Origin of the sequence: Corynebacterium amycolatum, assembly GCF_016889425.1 — a bacterium.
Taxonomy (GTDB): Bacteria; Actinomycetota; Actinomycetes; order Mycobacteriales; family Mycobacteriaceae; genus Corynebacterium; species Corynebacterium amycolatum.
The window spans coordinates 216,952-233,319 of record NZ_CP069513.1; the positions used below are offsets into that span (position 1 = coordinate 216,952).

Annotated in this window: 10 protein-coding genes; 3 read left to right on the forward strand and 7 right to left on the reverse strand. The window is 59.8% G+C overall.

Translation table 11 applies throughout. The annotated features are described in order from the left end of the window. Positions 1 to 78: 78 nt before the first annotated feature. Positions 79 to 1,467 (reverse strand): type VII secretion-associated protein, encoded by a 1,389-nt coding sequence (locus I6J19_RS00975; RefSeq protein ID WP_049180787.1) that lies wholly within the window; start codon positions 1,465 to 1,467, stop codon positions 79 to 81. After that, positions 1,467 to 5,240: a type VII secretion protein EccCa gene (eccCa, locus tag I6J19_RS00980; protein ID WP_052155577.1), complete on the reverse strand. Its 3,774-nt coding sequence runs from the start codon at positions 5,238 to 5,240 to the stop codon at positions 1,467 to 1,469. The genes I6J19_RS00975 and eccCa overlap by 1 nt, the downstream gene beginning before the upstream one ends. A gap of 247 nt (positions 5,241 to 5,487) precedes the next feature. Here eccCa and eccD point away from each other — a divergent pair, with 247 nt between their 5' ends. Both eccD and mycP read left to right on the forward strand, forming a co-directional pair. Beyond that, the gene (eccD, locus tag I6J19_RS00985) at positions 5,488 to 6,903 is read left to right on the forward strand and encodes a type VII secretion integral membrane protein EccD (RefSeq protein WP_235191230.1); all 1,416 of its coding nucleotides are present in this window, start codon (positions 5,488 to 5,490) and stop codon (positions 6,901 to 6,903) included. 14 nt (positions 6,904 to 6,917) lie between these two features. Then, positions 6,918 to 8,156, forward strand: a complete 1,239-nt coding sequence (mycP, locus tag I6J19_RS00990) for a type VII secretion-associated serine protease mycosin (RefSeq protein ID WP_222867126.1) — start codon at positions 6,918 to 6,920, stop codon at positions 8,154 to 8,156. Here the strand turns inward: mycP and eccB are convergent. Beyond that, complete coding sequence (gene eccB, locus I6J19_RS00995; protein WP_038627684.1) at positions 8,115 to 9,557, reverse strand: type VII secretion protein EccB; 1,443 nt, start codon at positions 9,555 to 9,557, stop codon at positions 8,115 to 8,117. The two genes, mycP and eccB, sit on opposite strands and share 42 nt — an antisense overlap. Before the next feature lie 116 nt (positions 9,558 to 9,673). Between eccB and I6J19_RS01000 the strand changes: the two genes are divergently transcribed. Further along, complete coding sequence (locus I6J19_RS01000; RefSeq protein ID WP_081914002.1) at positions 9,674 to 10,828, forward strand: hypothetical protein; 1,155 nt, start codon at positions 9,674 to 9,676, stop codon at positions 10,826 to 10,828. 589 nt (positions 10,829 to 11,417) lie between these two features. Here I6J19_RS01000 and I6J19_RS01005 read toward each other — a convergent pair. From I6J19_RS01005 to I6J19_RS01020, 4 genes are all read right to left on the reverse strand, one after another. Further along, positions 11,418 to 13,559 carry a DUF6541 family protein gene (locus I6J19_RS01005; RefSeq protein ID WP_052155576.1) on the reverse strand — a complete coding sequence of 714 codons (2,142 nt, stop codon included), beginning with the start codon at positions 13,557 to 13,559 and terminating at the stop codon, positions 11,418 to 11,420. Positions 13,560 to 13,618: 59 nt separating this feature from the next. Continuing rightward, positions 13,619 to 14,488: a tRNA pseudouridine synthase A gene (locus tag I6J19_RS01010; RefSeq protein ID WP_038629364.1), complete on the reverse strand. Its 870-nt coding sequence runs from the start codon at positions 14,486 to 14,488 to the stop codon at positions 13,619 to 13,621. A 313-nt stretch (positions 14,489 to 14,801) separates the two neighbouring features. Beyond that, the gene (rplQ, locus tag I6J19_RS01015) at positions 14,802 to 15,278 is read right to left on the reverse strand and encodes a 50S ribosomal protein L17 (protein ID WP_038627680.1); all 477 of its coding nucleotides are present in this window, start codon (positions 15,276 to 15,278) and stop codon (positions 14,802 to 14,804) included. A gap of 37 nt (positions 15,279 to 15,315) precedes the next feature. Beyond that, the gene (locus I6J19_RS01020) at positions 15,316 to 16,341 is read right to left on the reverse strand and encodes a DNA-directed RNA polymerase subunit alpha (RefSeq protein WP_038627678.1); all 1,026 of its coding nucleotides are present in this window, start codon (positions 16,339 to 16,341) and stop codon (positions 15,316 to 15,318) included. Between the last annotated feature and the right edge of the window lie 27 nt (positions 16,342 to 16,368).

Sequence of the window (16,368 nt, forward strand, 5' to 3'; positions counted from 1 at the left end):
GTTCCATTTTGGTTTTCCGACCTTTACCCCTACCTACCCCCACCCAGCCCCAGTCACCTTCTCTACGCCCCTTGCGTATTACGGCACCGGCCGAGCGCTTACTACTGCCTGGTCGCATACGGGCCGTACCGGCGCAATAGTCCTTCCTCTGAACTGGCACCCCACACTGACTTGAGTTCCGTCCATCACTTTGTGATGCCAGAGCACTATCGAATTACCTGACGGCAGCCGCTCTTCTAGGACTACGACATCGGTGCCCAGTACTTGCCTGCGTTCCGGCGCGGACTTTGTCTCATCCCCGGCAACGGAGCTACTCAAAGCTGCTGCTAGATGTTCAAGCGCCATGTCCTGCGAAAGCGGATTAGCGAGCACCAATACGCGCATATCTCCGCCATCCACCGCAATCAGACGGTCGAACGGACTTGCCGAATCAAGCTCCCACCCGCCGGGAAATCGAGCTTCCACGCCTGCATTGGCCAGCATGACTACTGGAGCAGAATCGGGAACCGGTTTCGATGTGGGTGGAGGCGTAGTTACAGGTGGCGTAGTTACAGGAGGAGCCTGTGCGTGCGATGTCTCACGCTGCTTCTGCCTCCCCTCGTTCTCCCTGCCTATGCCGCCACTAATGAGCCATGCAGCAATCCCAACAATCAGCACCACCACCGTCAACAAACCAACGGCAGCTACTGACACAACTGTGCTTTGATTCGACACTGCGCTGGCTTCTCCCCTGGCTGCAGGATGCCTCCCCGCGAGATCCTCCAATTGCTCCACTTCACCGGCTTCAGCGTCGCCGATGCTTTTCAACCAGGCCGGATTTACGCACTCCCCGAGCCGCGAGGCTGGACAGTCAAAGACCAAAAACCCACGGTCGCGCAGACGATCGACTAGTAGAGCTCGCCGCGGGTTCGCTAGCCCAGGTGGAACTTCGCCGACGATGAACTCAATATCCTCCTGCCAGCGAGGCGGATACTCGGTAATACCGCGCCCACCGCTAACTTCCACATCATCAGGTATCCCCTGGGGTACATCCGGATACATGGTCAGCTGATAAGCCAGCGCAATAACTGTTTCCACCAGCGGTGCGCTGTCGTTCGCTCCGACCAAATGTGTCATCCGACTGTCAATGTGCCCACCGCTTAGACGAGTGACACAGACACGCGTTTCCTCTACTTCCACCAACACGCTATGAGACACAGTTGCCTCATCGAGTTCCACAACGGCGTCGGCAAGCGTCAGAATGTACGGATTGAGTTCGGCAGCCAATAGCGCGGAGGCCAGCCGGCACTGTCGCACAGCACCCCAATAGCTGGGCACAATGACTGTTTGCATGCTCTCGAGAAGCGGTCTAGGGCCATGCACAGCCAGTTCTGTGGTGTCTGCAGGTGCCGCGAGTCCCCACAGATGCCAGGTACCGTGGCGCAGCGTCGGGGTCTGCGTGGTGTCAGGAGAATCGACCCGAATCATCAACTGTCCTCCTGGTCACCAGCAGTATCCAACAAACCCAACTGCACAACCTGCGGACTCTGGCCGTGCGCCACCCAATAGCCACGACCCGGCGGCTGTTCGCAGGGCTTTACGCCGAGGATGGGGCCGTCGTCGCGTGTGCCATCCATAACAAAGACGCTGGCGCCCTGATCCTTAACCGCACCCATGACCGGGTCGTGGAGGGAACGCAACGCCCCGCTGATTCGACGGGCGAAAAAGATATTGAGCCCAATGTCGGCGGCGTGAGCGATGACTTCTGCCAGCGGCTGCAAGGGGTTACCCCGTGAGCCAGCCACGAGGTCATAGTCATCCACGATGACATTGATGGTTGGACCACTCCACCAATTTCGGGCCTTCAACTGCGCTGGAGTGATATCCGGTTGCGGGAGACGAGCCTTCAGTACCTCTGCCAGCTCCGCCAGCATGGGCGTCGCCACCGCAGCCGAGCCTGCATAGCCGGCCAGCCGCTCTTGGGGCACGGCCTCCATTAGCCCACGACGGTAGTCAATCACGACGAATTTCGAGTCCGACTGCGAGTACCGCAGCTGGTGAACGATGCCCCTCAGCGCGGCGGTTCTGCCACTGCCCGCCGAACCGAATATCAGTAGGTGGCGATCCTTTTCGGGGTGGAATATCACCGCGCCCAGACCGGCTTCTTCGAGACCCACTGCAATCGCACCTCTCGTCGCGGCCGCTGGTCGCGGCAAACGCGCAATATCAATCCGCCGCGGCAACAACTGGAGCTTGGGCGCCTGCTCACCGTGTGGCACCGTCTCTACAATCCGCTTGGTGTCCGCAGCACCGGTGAGAGCTACCAACATCGAAAAGCCGCCCGGCGCGACCCCACGTCCTGGGCTCTCCGGCACCAGCTCCGCTGCCTTACGATCAATCATTGAATCCATCGACTCCGCCTGACGCAGCTCAATCCGAGTACCAATCAGGTCGCGAACGGCAGGTCTCATGTCCGTCCACCGATGGGCTGTCAGCAGGACATGAATTCCCACCGCCAATCCATCTGCAACCAGCGCCTGCACATCGTCACTCAGCGCCGGAAGCTCCGTTTTGAACGCACCCCAGCCGTCAATGACCAACACCGAATCTGGCTGCCCTGCCGCCCGTGCTGCTTCCGACGAGAGCCATCCATTAGCGCGAAAGAGCTGTTCCCGACGACTTACCTCACGACGCAAAAAACCAAGCGTACGGCGAATAAGCTCCTCGTCTCCGCGGTGTGCAACCGACGCGACATGCGGCAACTCAGCCAGGTCGCTCAAGCCGCCCGCACCACAATCAACGATATAAAAATGCAGGTCACGGGCGCTGATGCCGTCGGCAAGCGCGAGGACCGCTGTGCGTGCAGCAGTGGTCTTTCCTGACCGCGGAGCTCCGACGATTGCCACGTGCCCGCCGGTTGTGCGCAGGTCAATACGCAGTGGGTCTTGGCGCTGAAACAGCGGCTTGTCCACCAGTCCAATCACACCGGTCAATCGCTGTCGCGGCAGCTGCTCGTCGGGCTGGAACTCGATGGCCTCCGGTAATGGTGGCAGCCACACGCGATGCGCACGTGTCGGTACGTGCGATACCGCTGCCACCACGGCACCGAGCACCGTCTGCTCCGATGTCTGCACAGGCGGATCCACCATTCCACCATCGCTTGACGACGCACCGAAAGCCTCCCGCGTCCAATTTTCAGCGGTAAATTCAGCGACAGTGGCGACCTGCCCCTGCAGCCCCTGCTCTGCCCCAGCCGCCGCACCGTCAACAGGCTGCGGGCGGACCACCGGGCCGGAAACATACGCCGACCGAAAACGCACCGGCTCGGCGGCAGCAGATTTGATATACCCAATGCCCGGGATGGCCGGCAGATGATAGGCGTCCGGAACACCCAACACGCTGCGGGACTCCGCGACGGAAAAGGTCTTCAACCCAATGCGATAGGAAAGATGGCTTTCCAGCCCGCGCAAGCGGCCTTCCTCCAGACGCTGACTGGCCAGCAGCAAATGCATGTGCAAACTGCGCCCCAACCGACCAATCGCAACGAAGAGCTCGGCAAACTCCGGGCGTGCGGAGAGCAGCTCCGAAAACTCATCCACCACAATCAGCAACGCGGGCATAGGTGGCGCATCTATCTGCCCAGAGCGCCGGGCCTGTTCATAGTCGCTGACACCGGCGAAATTCCCCGCAGCGCGTAGCTGCTCTTGGCGCCGCGTCATCTCACCGCGCAGTGCGTCTTCCATGCGGTTGACCAGGATAAGCTCCTGCTCCAAGTTGGTAATCACCGCCGAGACATGAGGCAATTGATCCAGTCCCAGAAACGTCGCACCGCCTTTGAAGTCCACCAGCACAAAGTTCAACTGATCCGGACTGTGCGTGGCTGCGAGCCCTACCACGGTCGTTCGGAGGAATTCCGACTTACCCGATCCTGTGGCACCAACGCACAGACCGTGTGGGCCCATGCCGCCCTCGGCGCTCTCCTTAAAATCCAGATAGACCGGCGCGCCGCCGTCATCAGCCCCAACGGGAATACGCAGACGAGCACTGCCAGAGCGCGGTCGGTAGCGCAGAGTTGTCGGAGGCGGATACAACCCGAGCTCCTCCATAACCGGATCTTCCGAGGTCTTAACAGAATCATCTGCGCTTGTTGGCACTTCAAAACGCGCCAAGCTCCGCCCAAGAACCTCCGCTTCTGCTGGACTCAGCTGATCAGGTACACCAATCTCCTCCCTTCCGGACGCGGTTTCCGCATGCACAGTAGTGGTGGAAACGGCCAGCGCGATGCCATGGTTAACCGCGGCCTCCCACAACATTGACTGCGCCTCCACGACGGTCAGCAGAACTACCGAGGTCTCCGACCCCGCCTCGTCAAAAATCGGTGTCAGTTCAGTGACATCGAGCTGTCCGCTCGAATCCGCCAGCACAATCAGCACTGCAGCTGGCAGTGTGTCGATAGCCGTGAGCAGCTCCGTCAGCTGCGCACACGTCGCTGCCCGCAACCGCGCTGAGCCACAGGCATCAGTAACTGCGGGGTGCCCGTGGTGTGGTGTCCATTTCAGCCATTCCCACCCATCTCCCACAACTGCAATCAGGCAATCCTCCGGATGATGCAGCGCAGCGGCTTGGGCGACCATCGCTCGAGCCAGCCCCTGCGCCGCGGTATCTCCAGTGAGGGCGATAATCTCAAAGGCCGACACATCTATGGCAAAGGGCACTCCCTCAACCTGACGAGCCGATCGAATAACTTCCCGCAGTGCTACGGCGGAAACCGGATCCAGTTTCTCGGGCGCCGGAATTGCCGGCGGTGTCACAAGCGTTGCGGGCTGCTGCGTTGCCACCCCGATGCGCAGCTGCAAGAAATCCGGGTCCCCCTTTCGGCGCTCGCACGCCCGCCCCATCGCCCCCAGCTGCCACAGAGTTCCAGGCCGAGGGTGGATAAACTGCGCCGATTCACGCTGCATCCTCGCTGCTTTCGCCACCGCCCGGCGAATACTGGACAAATGCCTCTGATAGTCCTTCCGCGCCGGTGCCATGTCCTTATTTCCCGCCCCTCCCGACACCATCATGCCCACAGTGGAAAACACCATCATCAGCGGAAACATAAACGACATCGGGTTACGTCCCATCCCAGAGACAAACATCAACACCACCATGCCAACCACCGCCACGACCATGATCAACGGCATGAGTGCACGCATCAGCGGCACCGGCTGTGGCTCCGGCGCTTCCGGTGGCGCATCCGGCGCGATTGTGCCCGTCATAGGCTGCGGCCCCGCTTTTCGGGTAGCCGAAATCCCCGCCCGTGCACTAGTCACAAAAATCCCCCCGCTATGTGTCGCCCCTTGTGTTCACTCGACGGCCAATCCCCCGACCAATCGGTGTGCACATAGCTTAAAACACACTCCGGATTCTCGCAGCGCATGGCCGAGACTGTTAGCGGGGGCACGCGCAGTTACTACCCCGAGTAGCGCTCTAACGAGTTGTACGCCACTCTAGAGGGACTAAAGCATGCAGAATTCATGGGGGAAATACATGCTGGGGGAACTCATTCGCGTGCGCATTGATGCCGCACACATGCCCGAAGACGCCAACCGAGCACACGCAGACCTTGCATTACCGACCAACGTCGCAATCGCCGCACTCGTACCGGATATCCTGCAAATTTTCGATATCGACATTGCGGACTTCCCGCTGGCACAGTGGCAGCTACGGACCGCCGCCGGCACGATATTGCTTGCCGACGACACCCTGAACGATGCCGGTATTGCGCCAGGCGAACGCCTGGTTGTTATCAACGACCCAGGGCCCGTGCCCAAACCTCGGCTCTTCGATGCCGCCGATGCTATTACCGACACCACCTATACCGACGGTATCGGTACGGCTGATTTAGTTGTTGGCTGTACCGCCGCCCTCGTAGCCACAGCTTCAATTGCAGCTGCCTCACTGAGCTTGAGCAGTACCGATTCCACACTGGCCGCGGCAATCAGCTTCATCGCACTGCTGGCAGTAGCCGGTGGACTGCGCCTGGCTCTGTTGCGTAGCGCAAAACCGGCGATTGTCATGTCCCTGGAGCTGCAAGTGCTCATTCTGGGCACCGCTTCGGGGCTCTGCTTCGTCGGCCTCGACCTACACCGCATACTCACCGACTGGCCGCCGACTGCTGCGATTAGCGTCGCGCTTGCCGTCACCGGTTTGGTTTTTCTCATTTCCAACACCGACGACGGCGACAACCGCATCACTGTTACCCTGGGCGCCGCGAGTCTCAGCGCTGCAGTTACCTTCGGTATTTACGCTGCGGCTGTCGCACTTTTCCAGAACTCGGTTCAATCAGGAGCACTCACCGCTGCTAGTGCAGTCATCCTGATACTGCTGGCACCTTCCCTGGCTATCAAGGCTGCCGGTATTCGCGTACCCAAAGTCCCTGCCGCCGGAGAGAGCTTCGATGACAGCGAAACTCCCGAAATATCCCACAACGCACCTAAGCGAGCGGGTTGGATTCTCGACGGCATCCTCTGCAGTGGCACCGGAAGTCTCAGCATTTTCACCCTGGTGGTACTTTTCTCCGGAGCCTATGCGAACAGGTGGTGGCCTCTGGGCATGGCTGCTGCTGTCATAGTCTTTTGTGCAATTCACTCCCGTGGCCAAGCCCGGAAAGTAGCTTCCACCTGCACTGCTTTAGCTGGTCTTGCCGTCATTGTGGCTGTCGCCTTTCAACAGTGGTTCGAAGGCAATTGGCCAGTTTCCGCTGGCCTTGTCGTCCCAATGCTTGCAGCCACCGCCTTAGCCGCATTTCCAGCGTCACGCATCTCACCTACAACGCGCCGCATAGCTGAGCTAACCGAGGCCTGCAGCATCGCCGTCATTCTGCCCATTGCGGCCATCATTGCCGAATTCCCTGAGTTCGTAAGTGGGTTCTTCCAGTGAAAAACCCACTTTTCATGAATGCCATAAAACCCCGTCTCACCGCCACGACCGCACTTTCCACGGTGCTTATCTCCACGTTGACGGCGGCCACCGCAGTAGCACCGTCGGGCATCGCACCAATAGCGGCTGCCCAGAACAGCCAGGACTGCGTGGCCACGATGCTGTCGTCGGAAAGCGCACTGCGTGAACCGACAGTGATCGAAAAAACTCTTCGGTTTCGCCAAGCATGGCAACTGACGACGGGTGCGGGGATTACGGTGGCGGTGATCGATACCGGGGTCTCACCCAATGAGCGCCTGGGCGAGGTTCTCGACGGTGGCGATTTTGTCGACGGCGACAGCGGGTTCGTAGACTGCGACGGTCACGGAACTCTAGTAGCCGGCATTATTGCAGGCCGGCCCGGTGCCGATGGTTTTGCGGGACTGGCGCCCGACGCGCACGTGTTGTCGATAAGACAAACGGCCGATGGCGAAGGCAATTTGGAGTCGCTGGCACAAGCTATCGACAGGGCCGTCGCGGAGGGCGCGAGGGTTATCAATATTTCGCTCACATCGTGTGCCCCGGCAGGTGTAATGCCCCAAGGTGCAACGGATGTTGCCGAGAGCGTCGCACGTGCGGAAGTCTCAGGCGCAGTAGTGGTCGCAGCGGCAGGAAATAAGGGCGATAGTTGTCAGGCCGGATCCGTAGCGTGGCCCGCAGTCCTGCCGGAGGTAATCGCAGTATCAGCAGTACAGTTCGACGATGCTGGCCAAGCACAACCCGCGGAGTATGCAATCACGGGACAATGGGTCAATGTCTCCGCTCCCGGCGGTCCCGTACTCGGTCCCGATCCGCGCACCCCTACCGGCCTCATAGACCGCCACGTGTTCGGGTCCGGGGATAACACCCGAGCTCAGCAAATCGCCGGCACCAGTTTTGCCACGCCAGCCGTGTCGGGAACGGCTGCCCTGCTGCTGGCACGAAACCCAGAGCTTTCCCCAGCACAGGTTCGCGACATCATCCTTAATTCCGCGAGCCCAATTAGTTCCGGGCTTGGCCTTGGCCGCGGCATCATTGCACCGTATGACGCTCTGATTTGGACCACTGCGGACACCGCCGCGCAGCACGCCGCCAATCCCGCTGCCGCGCCGGCTCCACCGGATCTGCTTTCTTCGCAGGAGCGCAATGCACCGCTCCGGGCGACTGGGCTGCTCCTGATATGCGTGCTGGGCCTAGGTGCCTGGCTGCTCTCGCGTCCCGGACAGCGGCCCTAGCGCCGCCTGCTTACTCAGCTCAGGGCCTCCACGCAACGCGGCCAGAACTTCCCAGTCCACTGGCCGCGTACCACCGCTGTCGGCGTTGGATGATGCATTAAACCCGAGAGCAGCCAACGTCGTGCGATCGTGCACAGCAAAGCGCATTCCCTCTGGCGAAATGACGTGTACAGCCCCATTTACGCTTACTGCGATCGAGCTGCGCTCACGACTGCGGCCATCCACGAAACCGTCGACGGCCACACCCGCCCCGTCAGCATGCGGGTAATCCACGTGCCGCCCCTCCGGAGCATGCTGCGACCACTGCACGAGAGCTTGCAGCCGTCCTGCTATCCGGCCGGCACACAACCAGCCATCAGCATCGGCAAACGTCAACGGCTTTTCAGGTAGTCCCGGGACTGCTGGTGCATTCGCAACGGGTACTGCCGCCAGCTGCCCTTCACTGGCCTGCAGAACTGGGCTATGTGCAGCTAATAGCTCTCCTAGCACCGGGGAGAGAATCGCGGCACCGTCGTCAAGCACGATAACGCGCCGCTGCCCGACCTCGACCACATTGCCGACTGTGTCGAATGGGGCGGCGAAGTGTGTGGGTGCGCCGCGGTTTGGAATTGCTGGCGCGGCCAGAATCGGAACCTCCGGAATCGCTCTGAGCAACGCAGGGCTAACAGGCCGGACTGCGGCGCGCTCCAAACCCAGCGCTCGAGAAACAGCGGCGTGCTCCGGGTGGTTGACATCCAACCGTGAGCGGTAGCCCTGCGTAATCAGCCAGTGGTTTTGGCCATCGGCAACAACGGCACTGTCCGAGTGGGTCCGGGTAAGCTGCTGCGGTTCCCCACGTACTTCCTCAAGACGCGCAAGTGACTCTGCAACAATCCACGGTTGCCCGAGGTCTTGCACCGTCCGCTCGCATAAAGACAGTGCCAGCTCCGGCGCACCTACGCTGCCCGTCTTGGCAGCTCCCGAGGCCCCAGAGCCTGCCGGCGTGGCCGGAACTGCTGGTGCGCCCTCAATCCCGACAGCAAAACTGATGTCCTCTTTGTCCAACTCGCTACTGCGCACCCGTTTCGGCTCAGCAGGATTGCCCAAAATTAACCGCGCCGATGCGAGATTCGCGACTGGATGCAATCGACCATTGACACGTACATGTAGGCCCTCCGACCCTGACACGACAATCAGCTGCTCATTGGAGCTAGAACCGCCCTGCGGTCGCACCAACGACAGCACCGCAGTACCGGCGGCCAGTAAAACCACCAGCGCACAGCCGATAAACAGTGCTCGGGTTCGCGTGCGCAGAGGGTCGTGCAGCATTCGCGAATCCGCACGCACAAGCGCATGCTCAATCCGACGAATCAAGAATCGATGACCGCTGACCTGGCTAGGCGTGGTCGGTGTACGTGGCATGAGTTTCCCCCAAAACTATTCCCCCAAATAATCTCTACCCTGCAGAGTAAGCCAGGCCGCGCTACTGTGCGACCAGGGGAATTTTAGTGGGGAACATATTGGGGGGGGATTTTCACATGCCATTGTCATTGTGGCTGCTCATTACAGCAATAATCATCACTGCAGGCGCGCATGTCCCTGTGCGCGGACGCAGCCTTCGCGACCGGCTGCGACGCACCGAACCAGGACAGTTCATCGGACTACGTCTCACACCAGGTCTGCGTAGCCAGCTAAGCGCTGCGGATATCGTCTCGCTTGCCGACGACAGCCCAGTGACCCTGGATGCGCTGTGTTTTTATCACATTGCGCCGGAAATCCGCGGAGAGCATGCGCACCGCTACTTCCGAGCGGCCGAACGCTCCGGCACAACCCCTGAGCCCTGGACACATCTGGTGGCAACTCTTCCGGTGGAAGCCTCCACTGACAAAGCCCTACGCTTCCTCATCCACAGGCTGGGGACCCTTGGCATTCGCGCACGGCGATTAACGGCACAGGAGTGTGCTCTGACTGAGAGCTCTGCGGAGGTAGTACAGCTGCGCCGCACTGGACGCTCTCATCATGTGGCGGCGTTGGGGCGCAAACCGCACCTGTGGTTAAGCCGACAACGTGACGTCGCTATCACTAATGGTCCAGCGCAGGTCATAGGGGTCGGGAGCAGTGGACAAACCATCACAATGTGTCCCGCGAACCTTCCCCGATTGGAGGTCGACTGCGGAAATCAGGACATTTGTGAGTTGCTCATCGGAATGCTCTCGCTCGGCTATCGAGTAGGAATTCGCACGTCCCGTCCACATTTCTTTACTGTGGCTCTTGATCTGGGCGCAGTACTTCTCGCGCGAGCTGGAGACGACACCGTCGATGTGGTTGTCGTCGAAGAGTATGAGCCCGACCTGCGTACGGGAATCGCGAGAATCATCGAGGTCAGTCGTGCAGGTTCGCCCACGGCAGCAGCATCGGAAATGCCAGCTTCATGCCCTCGACTGGTGATGGGCGAATTCACCTGGACGCTATCTACCTCCCGCACTACCGATGAACTGCAGCCACTGGCTATGCGGGCAACTAGCGGTTCAGTCCCGGAATCAACGCGCCCAAATCTGGCAGACCGCCCGGCGCCGGGGAGCCGTCAGGCTCACCCTGCTGCGCTGGGTCATTCGGAGCACCATTTTCTTGGCCACCCGGCTGACCGCCTGCTGCAGGAGGCACATCCTCCTTCGGCATCTGTGCACCGGTGACATTGCCATTGTCGATAGTGGCAGCGCCCGCTGGTCCCGAGCACTCCAGAGTCGACGGGCCATAGGCCGCGCAGCTGTATCCGAATGCGCTCAACTGAGAATTCGCTGGCAGCGTCTTCATCTCACCCGCCGGCGGGAAAGTAAGGACCTCGTAAGTAACTCCTCCCGGATTCCAGGACACAGCATTGGCGGGAACCTCGTTCCCCGTGCCGTCATCGACCATCGGAGGATTGGCAAGATTCACCTGACAGGCCAAGTAGGCGTCACCGCTCAAATCGTTGAGGAAACAACGTGTCGTGCCATCCTCCAACTGAAAGAGCCGAGTATTTGGGCCGTCCGCCGGAGTGTAATCCGCATCATTGACCTGGGTGATTGCAGGAGTCTCCGTCGGCGTCTCTGATTCTGTCGATTTCGTCGACTCCTCAGTCGGTTTCGGCGGAGTCGAGGATTTAGTCTTTGCGGAAGAACTGACGGAGCGATTCGAGACTTCCGGCTTAGCCGGCTCGTCGTCTCCACATCCGGCCAGCGCGAAAGTCATCATCACACCGGCTGCGATCGTTGCCATAAATTTATTCATCCGCATGGTGTCCTAACCTACCCGACCATCGCTCCATCCCCTAGTAGCCGAGGGAGGAATTACTTCCGGAGAACTAGCTCGCATCTCGTCGATGCGTTCTGGCGTGATCACATCATTGAAAGCGAAGATGGTTACTTCCCTATCTCGATAAACAGGGGTTACCCCTGGAGCTACCCAGAGCCCTTCACCAGGAAACTCTAAATCCTCCTTGGAATCCCAAATACCCGGGGGTGACAAATAGATGAATCCCACGTTCAGCTTTCGGGCTGAGCGGTCGACATCGTTCACCCCATCCGGCCGATCGGGGTCTGGAAAACCGAGGTAATCAGCGTGCCAATACAGCATTGAGGTGGCAGTCCACTTATTCGCAACTGGCCAGTCATAGTGCGGGAACACTACCGGCAGATCATTGCGAGCGTACATCCAGCTGGACCCCTCCGGCGGATTCGTAAACGTGCGGTACTTATGTGCCTCCGGCTGCTCGGCCAACCAATCAAATGCCTTCAGGTCAGCATTGGAAATGATTTGCCATTCTCGAGGGCTCTTGTAGGCGAAATCTGCAGCGCTAGCATTAGACGCCACTCCATAGACGACGAGTACAGCAGAGCTCACCGTCGCTAAGCTCAACCCCAGAACCCACCCCGTCGATGGCACCTTTGACTCACTAATTCGAGCCGCCCACGCGCAGCCCCACGCCACGGCGATACCCGCAAACGCGGAATACAGATACGCGGTGACCATCACCAACCGGTGAGGCGTGGAATAGTGAAGCTCCGTGTACAGCGCGAGAATATCGCCCGGCACACCACCAAAATGATTGAGCGCGTGGGTCGTCATCAACACCGAAACAAACCAGGCCGGTACTACCCACACCCGTCGGCGCGAAGTACCTGCGAAAACCAAAACCGCCATCCCGATGAAACCGAGGATAATAATTGGCCAGAACGGCCGGAATTCCTCAGTGTGGCGAGTCAGCATTGTGGCGCCTCGATACCACGCATCGAAACGATCGAGGTCGTCTACTTCAGCGCTAACCGCGCGCACATCCTCGGTCTGAGAAGTTCCCGTAAGCCACTGCGGCAGTAGAACTGCCACTGCTGGCACAAAGGCGGCTGCAATCACCGCGACGTCGTAAAGCTTGGCGCGAACCGCACCCAGTTCAGGATGCGCGGGACGCGGCAGGCGGTAGCACAACCACCAGATTGCACCGAGCATAACAACTGTAGGCACCGATGCCGGATGGAGCTCTCCGATACCGATTATTGCAAGAGCGGCGCTCAAGTTGCGCTGAGGTGCGTGTGGGAGCGACGTAGCAAAGGCAAAAACGGTAATCGCTAGCGCAATCGAGACCTGGTACGGCCAAGCCCCCACGAAGACCCCGACGGGCATCAATACCGGAAGCGCGGCGGAAACAAGCGCCGCAACCCCCGCGGCAACGGCGGTGGACAGCTTTTGGCGATCAATAATTCGCCAGGTCAGCGCCGCAGCAGCCGTGGGTATGGTCACGGCCGGAATGATAATGCCGAGGTAATTGACCGCCTCGGTGATTGGTAGACGGACAATCAGTACCCAAAGCGCACCGAACGCATGCCATGCGGCGGGATAGTAGGACACCGCCTGAGTTTCCACATTCTGGATCTCGCCCATCCTAGTGGCCGAGGCCATGCCATCTTCCGTAATCGAACGGAGCACACTTGCATGCCAGAGTGTATCCCAGCCTTGCTGGATGGTCGCCATCCCCTCGGACATTGAAGCGATGCGGCCGATAGCGGTCCACGTGAGAACCGCCGCTGCGATGATGACCCCGATACTTGCGATTAGCCCATAGCCCAACTCGCGCCATCGACTTGCGGCGAGCGGCTGCGCCTCGGCCGACACCGAGCGATCGACACTACCGCGCCGTCGCCGAATCAAAGCGCTGCCGCCACGCCAGCACAGCGCGAGAAGTAATGTCACGGCGCAGCAGATAGACGCACTGACCAAGGTGAAGCGCACATCGATAGCGCCGAGCACCCACCCTGCGGTGCCTGCGATACCAAACGTCACCGCAGGACCGAGGGCCAGCGCCCACGGTGTACGAACGCCGCTGGCTCGCACTACAACAGCGCCGGGGATTACGAGCAGCGCAACCAAGCTAACAATTGCCCACACCACTACCGAACACTCCTCCTACGGTCACTTTCTTCAGGGAATTTTACCGAGAGCTTGTACATTTAAGCCTCGTCCACATCTGTCCGGGCATCACGACGCTCACGGGTCTGCTCCGCCCTGGCCGCCAGATCAGCATCGGCGGGGTAATCAACACCTACCAGGCTGAGCCCACGCGCCTCTGCCACCGGGACCAACGGGGAACGCTTCTCTTCGCTCAACAACTGTTCAGTGAATCCAACCTCACGCCGCCCTTCACCGACGCTAAGGCAGGCCCCTACCAGTGAGCGCACCATAGACCAGCAGAACGCGTCGGCAGTCACATGGGCCTCGTACAGCTCCGGTTCTTCCCGCGTAGATACGTCGAACCACTGGAACCGCTGTAAATCTCTAGTGGTTGTGGCATGTGGCTTGTGTCGACAAAAAGCGGCGAAGTCATTGAGCCCCAGTAGAGCATCAGCTGCCACCTGCATACGGTCGATATCCACTGACCGTCGCCAGTGGGCCGTATCGCGAGCACGGGTAGGAAGCGGGCCACTGACGCAACTAGTGACACGATAGACATAATGCCGACGTAACGCGGAAAAGCGGGCATCGAAACCCGGGGGCGCAAACGAGGCGCCCCGAAGCGTCACGTCCGCGGGCAATAGTCGCGCTACACGACGAACCAAATTACCCGGGTCCCCTGCGATAGAACGTGTGTCTAAACAAAAGACAGGAACATCTGCGTGAGCCACCTGACCGGAGGCATGAACGCCGGCATCTGTACGACCGGCCACAGTCAGTTGCACTGGAGTGCGCAACACCTTCTCCAGAGTGGATTCCAACGTCGCCTGCACAGTCCGCACCGGTTCTCCCGTAGGCTTATCGCGCTGAGCAGCCCAACCGTGGAAATCTGTCCCATCATAGGCAATGTCAAAACGCAACCGAACCAGGTCGGAGGCGGTACTCCCCGTAGCGGCACGATCGGGAGAATCGCACGGGGTATCCGGAGTCGTTGGCGTAAGTGATGTCACGGTTAACAGATTGTAGCCGCGACCCCGGATTAGAAAATCACCAGTTTCCACCGAAGGGCCTCCGTACAGCTCCCAATGTTGGTACGTAATCTTCGGTGTAACCGGAGACAGAACTGGGGTCGGGCGCTGTGCGCCGTCGTCAAGCACAAAGAACCCCCGGTAGAGAGTTCAGATATGAACTACTCGACGGGGGTTCAAAGCTGTGACGGCCAAAAGCCGTCGGCGAGGGGATTTACTCCTCCTCTGCAGCCTCAGCTTCAGCAGCCTCAGCCTCGGCCTCTTCGGCCTTTGCCTCTTCAGCCTGCTTGGAAGCAGCGGCGCGAGTTGCGCGAGTTGCCTCAGCAGTTGCGGTCTCTTCCTCAACCAGAGCGATCAGAGAAATCGGGGCGTTGTCGCCCTTGCGGTTACCCAGCTTAATGATGCGGGTGTAGCCGCCGTCGCGATCAGCGAACTGCGGACCGATCTCGTCGAACAGCTTCTTAACTGCGTAGTTGTCGTTGAGCAGCTTTGCAACGTTGCGGCGATCTGCGAGAGTGCCGCGCTTTGCCTTGGTAATCAGCTTCTCAACGTACGGACGCAGCAGCTTGGCCTTGGTGTCGGTGGTCTTAATCTTGCCGTGCTCGATGAGCTGCTTCGCGAGATTGGCCAGAATCTTCTTCTGGTGCGAAGCGGAGCCGCCGAGACGGGAACCCTGCTTAGGGGTAGGCATAGGTATCTCCTCGTTTTAATGAAGTCGCGTCGGTGAACTACTCGTCGTAGCCAGCGCTTGCGCCATCAGTCCAGTCAGCGTCATCGCCCGAGGCAGCGTCCAAATCAGCGACAGCAGCCGGGTCGAAGTTGTTCGGGGAATCCTTCAGAGCCAGGCCAAGCTCAGCGAGCTTTTCCTTGACCTCATTGATGGACTTGTCACCGAAGTTGCGGATATCCAGCAGATCCGACTCGGTACGAGCAGCGAGCTCACCGACAGTGTGGATCTCCTCACGCTTTAGGCAGTTGTAGGAGCGCATAGAGAAGTCCAGATCCTCAATCGGAGTCTGGTACGCAGCGACATCCTCAGCCTCGCGCGGGCTCGGGCCAATCTCGATGCCCTCAGCAGCCTCGTTCAGCTCGCGTGCCAGACCGAACAGCTCAACCAGAGTCTTGCCTGCCGACGCCATTGCGTCGCGGGCGGTGATCGAGTTCTTGGTCTCGACATCGATGATCAGCTTGTCAAAGTCGGTGCGCTGCTCAACACGAGTAGCCTCCACCTTGTAGCTGACCTTCAGAACTGGCGAGTAAATCTGGTCCATCGGAATGCGGCCAATTTCGCCACCGGAGTTCGGGGTCGCCGGCACGTAGCCACGACCACGTTCAACGATCATCTCAATATCCAAGCGACCGGATTCGTTGAGAGTAGCGATGTGGTGATCCGGGTTATGAATCTCCACACCTGCTGGGCACTCAATGTCTGCAGCGGTCACCGCGCCTGCACCTTCGCGACGCAGGTAAACGGTAGCCGGCTCGTCGAACTCGCTCGAGAGCACCAGACCCTTGATGTTCAGGATGATGTCGGAGACATCTTCCTTCACGCCCGGGATAGTGGTGAACTCGTGCAGCACACCGTCGATGCGGATGCTGGTGACTGCAGCGCCCGGAATGGACGACAGCAACGTACGACGAAGAGAGTTACCGAGGGTGTAACCGAAACCCGGCTCCAGCGGTTCGATAACGAACCGGGAGCGAGAGGAATCAATGTAGTCCTCAGTCAGCGTTGGGCGCTGGGAAATGAGCATTTTCGAAAATCCTCCAGGTGGCGACCG

What these genes read in the sequence shown, in the direction of transcription:
- eccB (WP_038627684.1), bottom strand. Translation starts at nt 9,557, where the DNA reads ATGCCACGTACACCGACCACGCCTAGCCAGGTCAGCGGTCATCGATTC.
- I6J19_RS00975 (WP_049180787.1), bottom strand. Translation starts at nt 1,467, where the DNA reads ATGATTCGGGTCGATTCTCCTGACACCACGCAGACCCCGACGCTGCGC.
- I6J19_RS01000 (WP_081914002.1), top strand. Translation starts at nt 9,674, where the DNA reads ATGCCATTGTCATTGTGGCTGCTCATTACAGCAATAATCATCACTGCA.
- eccD (WP_235191230.1), top strand. Translation starts at nt 5,488, where the DNA reads ATGCAGAATTCATGGGGGAAATACATGCTGGGGGAACTCATTCGCGTG.
- I6J19_RS01020 (WP_038627678.1), bottom strand. Translation starts at nt 16,341, where the DNA reads ATGCTCATTTCCCAGCGCCCAACGCTGACTGAGGACTACATTGATTCC.
- mycP (WP_222867126.1), top strand. Translation starts at nt 6,918, where the DNA reads ATGAATGCCATAAAACCCCGTCTCACCGCCACGACCGCACTTTCCACG.
- rplQ (WP_038627680.1), bottom strand. Translation starts at nt 15,278, where the DNA reads ATGCCTACCCCTAAGCAGGGTTCCCGTCTCGGCGGCTCCGCTTCGCAC.
- eccCa (WP_052155577.1), bottom strand. Translation starts at nt 5,240, where the DNA reads ATGACGGGCACAATCGCGCCGGATGCGCCACCGGAAGCGCCGGAGCCA.